The following is a 13,634-nucleotide window of genomic DNA, read 5'->3' as shown; positions in this document are numbered from 1 at the left end:
TGACCGTGAACTGGACTATCACGCAAATGCCCGTCGATCACCCTGACGCGCGCGCGATCGTGCGCGAGTACCTCACGGACGTCGCGAGCCGTTACTGGGGCCGACCGGCCACGGAAGCGGAGGTCGACCAGGTTCTGGCCGACGAGCCCGGCGACGATCTCGTCGCCCCGACCGGCGCGTTCCTCATCGCCCGCCTGCCCGACGGCACCGTGACCGGCTGCGCCGGCACGCGCGTGGTGCGGCCCGGGCTGAACGAGCTCACGAAGGTGTACGTGCGCCCGGCCCACCGCGGCCAGGGCGGCGGCGCACGCCTCGTGGCGGCGGCCGAGGAGGCGGCGCGGTCACTGGGAGCCGAGACGCTGCGGCTCGACACCCGGCACGACCTCGTCGAGGCCCGGGCACTGTACGCGCGGACCGGGTACACGGAGGTCGAACCGTTCAACGACGACCAGTACGCGGAGCACTGGTTCTCGAAACCGCTCGGGTGAAACGGTTCCGGACTGTCCACACCGGATATATGCCGTCTACAAAGGACTGTCGATTGCGGCCGGGCACCAGGGCGGCGCCGTCGCCTCTTCCGGGAAAAAATTCACGACTTCGCAGCGTGAACGCGACAGAAGCGGCATAATCCGCACGTCCGCACACCCGTCGTGCACGTGAGGGGGCCGCCGTGTCGGCTGAGATGGATCGTCTCGTCGCCGAGTTCGAGAAGTTCCAGAGCAAGATCAAACAGGCCGAGGCGAACTTCGCGAAGGTCGGTGACCTGCAGGACGAGGTGGTCGCGCTCGAGGCGACGGCGATGTCGCCCGACCGCGCCGTGACCGTCGTCGCGGGCCCGGGCGGCTCCGTGAAGGACATCCGCCTCACGGCCGAGGCCCTGCGCCAGCAGCCGCAGCAGCTGGCCACCACCATCCTCTCCACCCTGCACCGCGCAGTCGCCGACGCGGCCGTGCAGCAGGCCGGCATCGTCGACGCGCACGTGGGCGCCGCCTTCGGCCTCGACGTGTCCGGCCAGGTCCTCGAAGCCCAGGCCGAAGCGATGGGAACCACGGCCGAAGAGCTGAAGTCCAAGGCCTCGGAGGCGCAGCCGGCCCCACGCCGGCTGTCGGACGAAGACCTCGAACACGGCGACATCCTGCGCCGCGCCGAGCCCCCGGCCGCTCCCCCGCCGCCTCCCCCGGCTCGCCCCGCCGACGACGGCGTCCGGCGCCTGTGGGACCACGAGGAGGACCGATGAGCCACGACGTAGACCCCCAGATCCTGAAGACCTACGCCTCCGGCACGTTGCCGCACTACAAGGACGAGGCCACGAAGTTCGGCAACCTCGTCAGCCAGGCCGACGTGACGGACAAGTCGTGGGGCCTGATCGGGCTGGCGGTGAAGCAGACGTACACGAGCAAGCTCGACGACCTCCGCCAGATGCTCGAACTGATGAAGACCGGCGTCGACACGCTGGGCGGGAAAGTGAACCAGGCCGCGGAGATCTACGACGGCCATGAGAAGGACACCGTCGTGACCTTCGGCAAGTTCAAGGCGAACATCGACGGACCGCTCTGAGCAGGGGGAGACCGAAATGGCCGACAGCATCGCCGACGGCGTCAAACTGGAGCACGAGGACGAGGGTTTCCTCCACGACGCCAACGAAGCCGCCAAGAAGGCGCCGATCATCGGCAAGGGGGTCGAGGGCGTCGAACGAGGCATCAAGGGCTTCAGCGAAGCCGACGATGCCGGCGAATTCGCGGCGGCCACCGGGCAGATGCTCCAGGACGGCGCGGGCTTCGTCGCCGGCGCCGCGGTGGACGTGGCGAGCTTCGCACTCGACCCCGTCGGCTGGCTGGTCAGCAACGGCCTGAACATGCTCCTGGAGCTGATCTCGCCGCTGCAGGACGCGCTGCACTTCGTGACGGGCGACGGCCCGGCGCTCAAGGAGGCGGCCGGCAACTTCAGCGAGATCGGCGTCGGTTTCGTCAAGCTCGGCGACGACTTCGCCAAGAAGGGCAAGGAAGAGCTGCGGACCTGGCAGGGCGACGGCGGCAACGCGGCCCGCAGTTCGCTGGACCAGTTCTCCGAGGGCATCAAGGGCATCGGCTCGACCACCGGCGGGGTCGGCGAGACCCTCCAGATGTGGTCGATGGTCATGACCGTCATCGAAGAGGTCGTGAAGGCGATCATCAGCGAGCTGGTCAGCTGGCTGATCTACATCTGGCTGCCGGCGCTGGCCGCCTCGATCGTGAGCCTCGGCTCGTCGGTCGCCGCCGCGATGACCGCCTCGATCGCCAAGGCGGCCGGTGCGTTCACCAGGATCACCTCGAAGCTGGGGAAGCTGGGCGAGCTGCTCCAGAAGTTCATGACCTTTCTCTCGAAGTGGACCGACGACCTGATCAAGCAGGGCCGCAAGCTCACCCCGTCGGGTGCCGCGGGCATGACGCCCGGCATGGAGAAGGCCGCCACCGGCGCTCTCGCCTCAGCGACGAACTCCCGCGGCATGGCGACGGTCGATGCGCTGAAGGAGTCGCTCAAGGCCGGCGGCGAAGAGGCGCTCAAGGGGGTGACCGGCGTGAAGATCGGCGATCTCGACAAGGGCTCGGCCTACAGCGGCAAGGCCGGCTTCGACTTCGTCAACAAGGCGGTCGACAACACCCGCGACATCCTGAAGTCCCGCGGCGGGAGCGACGCGGCCGGTTACCACTCCGAAGAGGACACCCGCGAGAACCTGGACATGGACCAGTAGATGGACCTGTTCGAACCGTGGTTCATCGTCGGTGGTTTCGCGCTGGGGTTCGTCCTGCTGTGGCTGGGCAACTGGCTCGAGCGGCGCAGTGGCGTCGCGGCGGCAGTCTGCTTCGCGCTGTGCGGCGTCGCGTTCTCCGAAACGTCGCTGTACTGGCTGTCTGCCGGCACCGGCAGCAACGTGCCGCAGTTCCTGTGGATCGCGTTCCCCGTGGCGTTCGCGGCGTTCGTCGTGTGGCGAGGCTGGCGGCAGCGGACATGGATCGCGCGGATCCCGGGCTCGGCCGACCGGCAGACGTTCGGCGTACTCCCCCACCTCGGCCGCGGGGTACCGCTCAACCACCCGGACCCCGGCCCGGTGCGGACCACGATCGAGTTCGACCAGCAGGGCCACCGGGTGCTGGGCATCGAGTACTCGATCACGCCGCGTCGCGAAGACGAGCAGTTCGCCGAGGTCGCCAAGGTCGCCGAGCAGATCGACTCGATCTACTCGGCGGTCGAACTGCGGATCCCCGCCGTGCCGGCGCTGACGATCTCGCCTAAGACGGGGGCGTTCGAACCCGAGCACTTCACCCCGCTGGAAGACGCCCGGATCACCCGCAACGCGTTCGGCTGGCTGCGGCCCGACACGGGGCTGGAGACCTTCGAGGTCGACGCCGAGTTCGACCGCCGGTTCTCGGTGACCACGTCGGACCCCAAGTTCGCCGCTGCCGCGCTCACCGACGAGGTCCGCGCGCTGATCCTCGGTGACCTGTGGTTCCGCGTGCACGAGGTCGCCTTCCACGGCGACGCGACGTGGACCACGGAGTCGGGTGGGCTCACCGAGGACCGCATGTTCGGCAGCTCACGTCGGCTCGCGATGCTGGTCGCGGCCGTGCCCGCCCCCGTGTGGGAGGTCTGGGGCGGTGACCGTGGGTTCGCCTCGGTGACCACCGGCTCGGACACGAGCTACGTCGCCTGGAACGGCGGCCGCGGTGGCGCGGTCCGAACGCCGGTGAACCGGTTCCGCGAGGCGGCGGACCGGCAGCCGGTCACCTCGGTGTCGCTCACCACGCGCACGACCATCGCGCTGGCCTTGGTGCTCGCCGGCCTGCTGCCGATCGTGAACTCCCTGTCCGCGCTCGTCGGAGTGGCGCCCGAGACCCAGCTCTCCGTCCTCGAAGCGCACGAAGGCTTTGCCGGCAACTGCTCCTCAAGGAGCGCCAGCTGCACCGGCAGCAACGACTGGGTCCGCGGCACCTACGTGCTCGACGGCGAGACCCACGACGTGTCGACCGAGTGGATCGACACGCTGCCTGCCAAGGGCGCCGTGGTCGACGTGGAGATCGGCCCGCTGTGGTGGCATCCGGTCCTCGAGAGCAGTCTCGCCGCGGTGGTCACCCTGCTCATCGGCCTGCTGCCGCTTCTGGCGGGCGCGATGCTCGCAAAGGCCACTTACCGGCCGAGGCCGCCCCGGCGCGTCAGGAAGCTGCGCAGGGCCCAGGAAGCCACCGTCACGTAATCACAGGCGGGTGCCGCAGTCGCCGCAGAAGATGGCGCCGGCGGTGGAGGGCTTGCCGCATCCGGTGCAGTGGACGGTGGGGGCCAGGGACGAGCCGCAGGAGGCGCAGAACTTGCCGCCCTCGGCCTTCACGCCGCAGCTGGGGCAGGTGAGGTGGGCGCGGGTGTCCAGGTCGAGGTCGCGGGTCCAGTCGCGGTCGCGGGCGCGGTCCCAGATCTGGTCGCGCTGCGCGGAAGCCTGGGCGCGCGAGATCTCCTCCGCGACGCTCGGCGAGCACCGCAGGCACTGCCCGATCTCGGTGTTCCAGCACTGGTCCGCGCACATCCAGTCGCTGCAACCCCGGCACTGGCGGAAGCTCGGCGAGATCTCCTTGACCGCGGCCGCGAGCGCGCGGTCCTTCGCGGAGGAGTTCGTCGCGCGGTCGTAGCGCCACTGGTCGGCGGAGTAGCTCAGGTCCTGCAGCTTGCCGCCGAAGAACGAGCCCACCGCGCGCAGGACGCCGCGGCCCGTTTCGACCGCGTCGCGCTGGAAGGCCGACCGGTAGCCGTTCCCGCAGCGTTCACAGCGGAACTCGAACTGGTAGCCCTGGGTGTTGGAGATATCGGAGAAGTTGTCCGTGAACGGCACGACGTCAGCCACGGCTGCCAAGGTAGGCGCGCTCCCTCGGCGCCGGGACCGTAGAAGTGCCGACAACAACGTGACTACCGGCTGCATCCATCTCAGCTAAAGTCAGACGGACGACAGCCGACACACGAGAAAGGCCCCCGCCCGGAAACCCGGGACGGGGGCCTTCTCAGCTACGGAACGGTCAGCGGAAGTCGCGGCCGAAGTCGTAGTCGTCGAGCGGAACAGCGGCACCGGTGCCCGAACCGAACACGTCCGGGGTGTAGTAGCCGTCGTCGTAGGACGGGATCGCGTAAGCCGCGACCCGGGCCTCCTCGGTCGGCTGGACCTGGATGTTCCGGTACTTGTTGATGCCGGTACCGGCCGGGATCAGCTTACCGATGATCACGTTCTCCTTGAGGCCCACGAGCCGGTCCGAACGGCCGTTGATGGCCGCGTCGGTCAGGACACGCGTGGTCTCCTGGAACGAGGCCGCCGACAGCCACGAGTCCGTGGTCAGCGAGGCCTTCGTGATGCCCATCAGCACCGGACGACCCGAAGCCGGCTCGCCGCCTTCGGAGACCGTCGACCGGTTGCGCGCCTCGAACTTGGTCCGCTCGGGCAGCTCGCCCGGCAGGAAGTCCGTGCCACCCGAGTCGATGACCGTCACGCGGCGCAGCATCTGCCGCACGATGACCTCGATGTGCTTGTCGTGGATCGACACACCCTGCGCGCGGTACACCTTCTGGACCTCGTCGGTGAGGTGCATCTGCGCCTCACGCGGGCCCATCACGCGGAGCACCTCGTGCGGGTCGGGCGTGCCCTCGAGCAGCTGCTGCCCGACGTTGACGTGGTCACCGTCGCCCAGCGGGCCGTTCGGGGTGTTGGCGAGCCGCTGCCGCTTGGACAGCTTGTCGAAGACGATCTCCTCCGACCCGTCGTCCGGGATCAGGGTGATCTTCCAGAATCGCTCGCTCTCCTCGATCCGCACGCGGCCGTCGACGTCCGCGATCGGCGCCTTGCCCTTCGGCACGCGAGCCTCGAAGAGCTCGGTGACACGGGGCAGACCGGTCGTGATGTCGTCACCGGCGACACCACCCTGGTGGAACGTACGCATCGTCAGCTGCGTACCCGGCTCACCGATCGACTGGGCGGCGACGATGCCCACGGCCTCGCCGACGTCGACGAGCTCGCCCGTCGCCATCGAACGGCCGTAGCAGGTCGCGCACACACCGACTGCCGACTCGCAGGTGAGGACCGAGCGGACCTTGACCTTCGTGATGCCGCTGGAGAGCAGCTTCGCGATGGCCGGGTCGCCCACGTCGTCACCGGCGTTGAGCACGACGTTGCCCTTGGCGTCCACCGCGTCCGTCGCGAGGTTCCGCGCGTACACGCTGGTCTCCACGTGCTGGTCCGGCACGACCTTGCCGTCACCGACGTCCTCGCCGACGACCATCATGATGCCGCGCGTGGTGCCGCAGTCGACCTCGCGGACGATGACGTCCTGCGAGACGTCCACCAGACGACGGGTCAGGTAACCCGAGTCGGCGGTACGGAGAGCCGTGTCCGCCAGACCCTTCCGGGCACCGTGCGTCGCGATGAAGTACTCCGCCACCGACAGGCCTTCACGGAAGTTGGCCTTGATCGGACGCGGGATGTACTCACCCTTCGGGTTCGACACGAGGCCACGCATGCCGGCCAGCGACCGGACCTGCGTCATGTTGCCCGCCGCGCCCGACTTCACGATCATGGCGATCGGGTTGTCGTCCGGCAGCGCCGTCTCCATGATCTTGTGGACCTCTTCGGTGGCCTGCGTCCACACCTTGACGAGCTCGTTGTTGCGCTCGGTGTGGGACAGCTGACCACGCTGGTACCGCTTCTCGACCTGGTCGGCCTTGCCCTCGTACTCGTCGAGAATGGCCTTCTTGCCCTCGGGCACGAGCACGTCGGAGATGGCCACCGTGACGCCCGAGCGGGTCGCCCAGTAGAAGCCGGCGTCCTTGAGCTTGTCCAGCGTCTGCGCCACCTGCGTCATCGAGTACCGCTCGGCGAGGTCGTTCACGATCGCGGCCTGACGCTTCTTCGGCATCGGCTCGTTCACGAACGGGTAGTCCGCCGGCAGCAGGTCGTTGAACAGCACGCGACCCAGCGTCGTCTCGGCCAGCCACATCTTGCCCGGCTCCCAGCCCTTCTCCGCGAGCCGCGCTTCGTCGGCCTTGGCCGGCTGGCGGTCCGTGACGCGGATCTTGATGGGAGCGTGCAGGCTCAGCGCCTTGCGGTCGTACGCCATGATCGCCTCGGCCGGCGACGAGTACGCGTTGCCCGCGCCCTCGGCCTTCTCGTTGAGGCGGGTCAGGTGGAACAGGCCCGTGACCATGTCCAGACGCGGCATGGCGAGCGGGCGGCCCGACGCCGGCGACAGGATGTTGTTCGCCGACAGCATCAGGATCCGGGCCTCGGCCTGCGCCTCGGCCGACAGCGGCAGGTGCACCGCCATCTGGTCACCGTCGAAGTCCGCGTTGAACGCCTCGCAGACCAGCGGGTGCAGCTGGATGGCCTTGCCTTCCACCAGCTGCGGCTCGAAGGCCTGGATGCCGAGGCGGTGCAGGGTCGGTGCGCGGTTCAGCATCACCGGGTGACCGGTGATGACCTCTTCGAGCACGTCCCACACCTGCGGGCGCGAACGCTCCACCATCCGCTTGGCGGACTTGATGTTCTGAGCGTGGTTCAGGTCGACCAGCCGCTTCATGACGAACGGCTTGAACAGCTCGAGCGCCATGTCCTTCGGCAGACCGCACTGGTGCAGCTTCAGCTGCGGGCCGACGATGATGACCGAACGGCCCGAGTAGTCCACGCGCTTGCCGAGCAGGTTCTGGCGGAACCGGCCCTGCTTGCCCTTGAGCAGGTCGGACAGCGACTTCAGCGGCCGGTTGCCCGGGCCGGTGACGGGACGACCGCGGCGGCCGTTGTCGAACAGCGCGTCGACGGCCTCCTGCAGCATCCGCTTCTCGTTGTTCACGATGATCTCGGGCGCGCCGAGGTCGATCAGTCGCTTGAGGCGGTTGTTGCGGTTGATCACGCGGCGGTACAGGTCGTTCAGGTCCGACGTCGCGAACCGGCCACCGTCGAGCTGCACCATCGGGCGCAGGTCCGGCGGGATGACCGGCACGGCGTCGAGCACCATGCCGCGCGGGTCGTTGCCGGTCGCCTGGAAGGCGGCCACGACCTTGAGGCGCTTGAGCGCGCGCAGCTTCTTCTGGCCCTTGCCGTTGCGGATGGTGTCGCGCAGGTTGTCGGCTTCGGCAGCGACGTCGAACTCGGCGGCCAGCTTCTGGATGGCCTCCGCGCCCATGCCGCCGGTGAAGTACTCGCCGTAGCGGTCGACCAGCTCGCGGTAGAGCAGCTCGTCGGCGATCAGCTGACGCGCGTCGAGCTTCGTGAAGGTCGTCCAGACCTCCTCGAGGCGGTCGAGCTCGCGGCCGGCGCGGTCGCGCAGCTGACGCATCTCGCGCTCGCCGCCTTCCTTGACCTTGCGGCGCACGTCGGACTTGGCGCCCTCCGCCTCCAGCTCGGCCAGGTCGGCTTCCAGCTTCTGCGCGCGAGCCTCGATGTCCGCGTCACGCTTCGTCTCGAGGTTCTTGCGCTCGACGCCGATCTCGTTCTCGAGGGTCGGCAGGTCGTTGTGGCGCAGCTCCGCGTTCACGCCCGTGATGACGTAGGCCGCGAAGTAGATGATCTTCTCGAGGTCCTTCGGCGCCAGGTCCAGCAGGTAGCCCAGGCGGGAGGGAACACCCTTGAAGTACCAGATGTGGGTGACGGGCGCGGCCAGCTCGATGTGGCCCATCCGCTCGCGGCGCACCTTGGCGCGGGTCACCTCGACGCCGCAGCGCTCACAGATGATGCCCTTGAAGCGGACGCGCTTGTACTTGCCGCAGTAGCACTCCCAGTCCCGGGTGGGACCGAAGATCTTCTCGCAGAAGAGACCGTCCTTCTCAGGCTTGAGAGTCCGGTAGTTGATGGTCTCCGGCTTCTTGACCTCGCCGTACGACCACTGACGGATGTCATCTGCGGTGGCAAGACCGATGCGGAGCTCATCGAAGAAATTGACGTCCAGCACGTCTTTGCATCCCCTTGGGGTTGTATCGACTAGAGGAATTGGCGGGCGAGCCGGGACCCACGGGAGGCAGGTCCCGGCTCAGCACGCGATCAGTGCACGACGTCGTCCACCGAGGGCGACTCGTTGCGGGACAGGTTGATGCCGAGGTTGGCCGCAGCGCGCTCGAGGTCCTCGTCGTCGGAGTCGCGCATCTCGATGGCCGCACCGTCGCTGGAGAGCACCTCGACGTTCAGGCACAGCGACTGGAGCTCCTTCAGGAGCACCTTGAACGACTCCGGGATACCCGGCTCGGGGATGTTCTCCCCCTTGACGATGGCCTCGTACACCTTCACGCGGCCGACCACGTCGTCCGACTTGATCGTGAGCAGCTCCTGCAGCGTGTAGGCAGCGCCGTACGCCTGCATCGCCCAGCACTCCATCTCACCGAAGCGCTGGCCACCGAACTGCGCCTTACCACCCAGCGGCTGCTGCGTGATCATCGAGTACGGACCGGTGGAGCGGGCGTGGATCTTGTCGTCGACCAGGTGGTGCAGCTTCAGGATGTACATGTAGCCGACCGCGACCGGGTACGGGTACGGCTCGCCGGAGCGGCCGTCCAGCAAGGTCGCCTTGCCGTTCTCCTTGACCATGCGCTCGCCGTCGCGGTTCGGCTTGGTCGCCCCGAGCAGCCCGGTGAGCTCTTCCTCCTTCGCACCGTCGAACACCGGCGTGGCGGTGTTCGTGTTCGGCGCGACGTCGTAGAGCTCCTCGGAGAGGTTCTTCGCCCACTCCGGGTTGCCCTCGATCGTCCAGCCCTGTGAGGCCAGCCAGCCCAGGTGCAGCTCGAGGATCTGGCCGATGTTCATCCGTCGCGGAACACCGTGGGTGTTCAGGATGATGTCGACCGGCGTGCCGTCCTCCATGAAGGGCATGTCCTCGGCGGGCAGGATCTTGCCGATGACGCCCTTGTTGCCGTGGCGGCCGGCGAGCTTGTCGCCCGGCTGGATCTTGCGCTTCTGGGCCACGTAGACGCGGACCAGCTCGTTGACGCCCGGGGGCAGCTCGTCGTCGTCCTCGCGCGAGAACACGCGGATGCCGATGACCTTGCCGGTCTCGCCGTGCGGCACCTTCAGCGAGGTGTCGCGGACTTCGCGGGCCTTCTCACCGAAGATCGCGCGCAGCAGGCGCTCTTCCGGCGTCAGCTCCGTCTCGCCCTTCGGCGTGACCTTGCCGACCAGGATGTCGCCGTCGCGGACCTCGGCACCGATGCGGATGATGCCGCGCTCGTCGAGGTCGGCGAGCACCTCCTCGGAGACGTTCGGGATGTCCCGGGTGATCTCCTCGGCGCCCAGCTTGGTGTCGCGGGCGTCGATCTCGTGCTCCTCGATGTGGATCGACGTGAGCACGTCGTCCTGCACCAGGCGCTCGGAGAGGATGATCGCGTCCTCGTAGTTGTGGCCCTCCCACGGCATGACCGCCACGAGCAGGTTCTTGCCCAGCGCCATCTCACCGTTCTCGGTGGACGGGCCGTCGGCGATGACCTGGCCCTTTTCGACGCGGTCACCCTCGTCGACGATCGGGCGGTGGTTGAAGCACGTTCCGTGGTTGGAGCGGCGGAACTTGTACAGTCCGTAGCTCTTCCGCGTGCCGTCGTCGTGCATGATCGTGATGATGTCCGCGGACAGCTCCTCGACCACGCCGGCCTGCTCGGCCACGAGGACGTCACCGGCGTCGACCGCGGCGCGCAGCTCCACACCCGTGCCCACGTACGGGGCCTGGTTGCGCAGCAGCGGCACAGCCTGGCGCTGCATGTTCGCGCCCATCAGCGCGCGGTTCGCGTCGTCGTGCTCCAGGAACGGGATCATCGCGGTGGCGACGGAGACCATCTGCCGCGGCGACACGTCCATGTAGTCGATCTCGAGCGGGTCGATCAGCTCGACCTCGCCGCCCTTGCGGCGACCCAGGACCTTGTTCTCGACGAAGTGGCTGTCTTCGGTCAGCGGCGCGTTGGCCTGCGCCTTGACGAAGCGGTCTTCCTCGTCGGCCGTGAGGTAGTCGACCTGGTCGGTGACCTGGCCCTCGACGACCTTGCGGTACGGGGTCTCGATGAAACCGAACGGGTTGACCCGCGCGTACGAGCAGAGCGAACCGATCAGGCCGATGTTCGGGCCTTCCGGCGTCTCGATCGGGCACATGCGGCCGTAGTGCGACGGGTGGACGTCGCGGACCTCCATGCCGGCGCGCTCACGGGACAGACCACCGGGGCCCAGCGCCGAGAGGCGGCGCTTGTGGGTCAGGCCCGACAGCGGGTTGTTCTGGTCCATGAACTGCGACAGCTGCGAGGTGCCGAAGAACTCCTTGATCGCCGCGCCGATGGGGCGGATGTTGATCAGGGTCTGCGGCGTGATCGCCTCGACGTCCTGCGTGGTCATGCGCTCGCGCACGACGCGCTCGGTGCGGGAGAGGCCGACCCGGATCTGGTTCTGGATCAGCTCACCCACCGTGCGCAGGCGGCGGTTGCCGAAGTGGTCGATGTCGTCGGTCTCGACCGGCACCTCGACGTTCGACACGCTGGTCATCTTGTCGTCGCCGGCGTGGAGCCGGACCAGGTACTCGATGGCCGAGACGATGTCCTCTTCGGTCAGCGTGCCCGTGTCGTACGGGGTGTCGAGACCGAGCTTCTTGTTGACCTTGTAACGACCGACCTTGGCCAGGTCGTAGCGCTTCGGCTTGAAGAACAGGTTCTCCAGCAGCGTCTGCGCGCTCTCCTTCGTGGGCGGCTCGCCCGGACGGAGCTTGCGGTAGATGTCGAGCAGCGCCTCGTCGGTGCCGGCGGTGTGGTCCTTCTCGAGGGTCGCCAGCAGCGTCTCCGAGAAGGAGAAGCGCTCGCGGATCGCCTCGGTGGTCCAGCCCAGCGCCTTCAGCAGCACGGTGACCGGCTGGCGGCGCTTGCGGTCGATGCGGACGCCGACGGTGTCGCGCTTGTCGACGTCGAACTCGAGCCACGCGCCGCGGCTCGGGATCACGCGAACGCTGAAGACGTCCTTGTCGGTCGTCTTGTCGACACTGCTGTCGAAGTACACACCCGGAGAACGCACGAGCTGGGACACGACGACCCGCTCGGTGCCGTTGATGATGAAGGTGCCCTTGTCCGTCATCACCGGGAAGTCGCCGAGGAAGACCGTCTGGCTCTTGATCTCACCGGTGTTGTTGTTGACGAACTCCGCCGTGACGAACAGCGGGGCCGCGTAGGTCATGTCCTTGTCCTTGCACTCCTCGATCGAGGCCTTGACCTCGTCGAAGCGCGGAGCGGAGAAGGACAGCGACATGGAACCCGAGAAGTCCTCGATCGGGGAGATCTCGTTGAGGACCTCTTCCAGGCCGCCGACCGGGTTCTCGTCACCTTCGTTGACGCGGCGCTCGAACCACGCCTCGGCTCCGGTGAACCACTGGAACGACTGGAGCTGCACGTCCAGCAGGTTGGGGGTGTTAAGGGGTTCGCGAATCTTTGCGAAAGAGACCCGCACGGGCGCGCCGGGGATACCCGTGGACTCCGAGCGGGATACAGCCGAGGTGGTCGCAGCAGTGGCCTGGTTCGCGGGAGAGACTGCCAAGATGCGTCCTTCCGGGGACAATGAGCGGTGAGCAGCCGCAATGGCAACAGGTGCCGTCGCGGACTGTCAGGGGTGCCGTGTGCCCACTATCCTAACTACCGGCTCCGGGCAGCCTGAAAGAGGGCAGCGCAAAGAGGCAGTCTAGCCCGAACGACGCGGTCTGTCCAGGGGGCGCTCCTGATGGGGCCCAGCCTGCCTCGCGGCGTTGTAGCAATGCCTCCGGCCTGCCCGGGTTCTGCGTCCCTCCCGCAAGGTTCGCGCTCCCGGCCGTGACCGTTGGCAGTAAGCCTGAACCCACGACGCCCTCGAGTCAAGATGCCACTCGGGGGTCCGACCGGTTGGCGCAGCGTCGACCGGGGCATGCGGAGGGTGACAAGCGGGATGATCATCCCGGTTACCCGCCGGTACCTGCGGAATCGTGGTCTGGGAGTGGATCGGGGAGGGTTTTAAACGGTGTTCTGCGTCACGAACAGGGGTCGTGGAGTGAGTGGTCCAGTCGGCGCCGGGGTGTGGCGTGGAGCGCGGCTGAGGGGTCGGCAGAGGCCTGTTCGGGGTGGTCCGAGGGGCTGAATCCGTGGTGGTCCGGAAGAGAGCTGCTCTTGGCGGGCTACTCGTGGCGGTCTGTTCGGGGTGGTCCGGGAGGCTGGTCCGGTGACCCGCGGGGCCGGGTGCGGTGCCCGGCTGGGGGGCGCGCGAGTGCCTTGCGTCACGGGCAGCTTGGCCCGGCACGGGCAGTTCGGCGCTTGTCCACAGGCAGCTCGGCCCGCCACAGGCAGTTCGGCCCGCCACAGGCAGCTCGGCTTGTCCACAGGCACCCGGCTTACTCCGGAGTTGTCCACAGATTTCGTTCCGGGCATTTTTCGAGGTCAGGGGCCGATAGACTGGGATGGGGACGCCCCCCATAGGGAGGGCGGGGGTTGTCCGGCAAGCGCGCGGGGCTTTGCGCGACGGGAGCCGTTCGAGAGTTGTCGATGGCTCCGGGGCATCGGGATCGGGCCGCGTCAGTGCGGGTTCGGCGAGCGTCCGGGCGTGGCCGACGTTTGGTGGTGGCGCGTGCGGGCTGGAGTGCGGCGGCAGAGAGGCGGCGCGG

The 13,634-nt window shown here is 68.0% G+C and carries 8 protein-coding genes; 5 read left to right on the top strand and 3 right to left on the bottom strand.

Annotated features, from left to right (window positions below):
* Positions 1 to 26: 26 nt before the first annotated feature.
* The 5 genes from K1T34_RS21860 to K1T34_RS21840 all read left to right on the top strand — a co-directional run bounded on the left by K1T34_RS21860 (position 27) and on the right by K1T34_RS21840 (position 4,231).
* On the top strand, positions 27 to 488 hold the full coding sequence (locus K1T34_RS21860) for a GNAT family N-acetyltransferase (protein ID WP_220246073.1): 462 nt from the start codon (positions 27 to 29) through the stop codon (positions 486 to 488).
* 182 nt (positions 489 to 670) lie between these two features.
* Complete coding sequence (locus K1T34_RS21855; RefSeq protein ID WP_220246072.1) at positions 671 to 1,237, top strand: YbaB/EbfC family nucleoid-associated protein; 567 nt, start codon at positions 671 to 673, stop codon at positions 1,235 to 1,237.
* On the top strand, positions 1,234 to 1,557 hold the full coding sequence (locus K1T34_RS21850; protein ID WP_220246071.1) for a hypothetical protein: 324 nt from the start codon (positions 1,234 to 1,236) through the stop codon (positions 1,555 to 1,557). The genes K1T34_RS21855 and K1T34_RS21850 overlap by 4 nt, the downstream gene beginning before the upstream one ends.
* A gap of 16 nt (positions 1,558 to 1,573) precedes the next feature.
* Entirely contained in the window at positions 1,574 to 2,731 is a 1,158-nt protein-coding gene (locus K1T34_RS21845; protein ID WP_220246070.1) for a hypothetical protein, read from the top strand.
* Positions 2,732 to 4,231, top strand: a complete 1,500-nt coding sequence (locus K1T34_RS21840; protein WP_220246069.1) for a hypothetical protein — start codon at positions 2,732 to 2,734, stop codon at positions 4,229 to 4,231.
* Here K1T34_RS21840 and K1T34_RS21835 read toward each other — a convergent pair whose 3' ends face one another.
* The 3 genes from K1T34_RS21835 to K1T34_RS21825 form a co-directional block, all read right to left on the bottom strand.
* Positions 4,232 to 4,870 (bottom strand): zinc ribbon domain-containing protein, encoded by a 639-nt coding sequence (locus tag K1T34_RS21835; protein WP_255638637.1) that lies wholly within the window; start codon positions 4,868 to 4,870, stop codon positions 4,232 to 4,234.
* Positions 4,871 to 5,039: 169 nt separating this feature from the next.
* Positions 5,040 to 8,951: a DNA-directed RNA polymerase subunit beta' gene (locus K1T34_RS21830; RefSeq protein WP_220246068.1), complete on the bottom strand. Its 3,912-nt coding sequence runs from the start codon at positions 8,949 to 8,951 to the stop codon at positions 5,040 to 5,042.
* Positions 8,952 to 9,040: 89 nt separating this feature from the next.
* The gene (locus K1T34_RS21825; RefSeq protein ID WP_220246067.1) at positions 9,041 to 12,544 is read right to left on the bottom strand and encodes a DNA-directed RNA polymerase subunit beta; all 3,504 of its coding nucleotides are present in this window, start codon (positions 12,542 to 12,544) and stop codon (positions 9,041 to 9,043) included.
* Between the last annotated feature and the right edge of the window lie 1,090 nt (positions 12,545 to 13,634).

Origin of the sequence: Amycolatopsis sp. DSM 110486, assembly GCF_019468465.1 — a bacterium.
Taxonomy (GTDB): domain Bacteria; phylum Actinomycetota; class Actinomycetes; order Mycobacteriales; family Pseudonocardiaceae; genus Amycolatopsis.
The sequence above is the reverse complement of the archived record's forward strand: the minus strand, read 5'-3'. Positions and strand labels throughout refer to the sequence as shown.

What these genes read in the sequence shown, in the direction of transcription:
- K1T34_RS21860 (WP_220246073.1), top strand. Translation starts at nt 27, where the DNA reads ATGCCCGTCGATCACCCTGACGCGCGCGCGATCGTGCGCGAGTACCTC.
- K1T34_RS21850 (WP_220246071.1), top strand. Translation starts at nt 1,234, where the DNA reads ATGAGCCACGACGTAGACCCCCAGATCCTGAAGACCTACGCCTCCGGC.
- K1T34_RS21845 (WP_220246070.1), top strand. Translation starts at nt 1,574, where the DNA reads ATGGCCGACAGCATCGCCGACGGCGTCAAACTGGAGCACGAGGACGAG.
- K1T34_RS21840 (WP_220246069.1), top strand. Translation starts at nt 2,732, where the DNA reads ATGGACCTGTTCGAACCGTGGTTCATCGTCGGTGGTTTCGCGCTGGGG.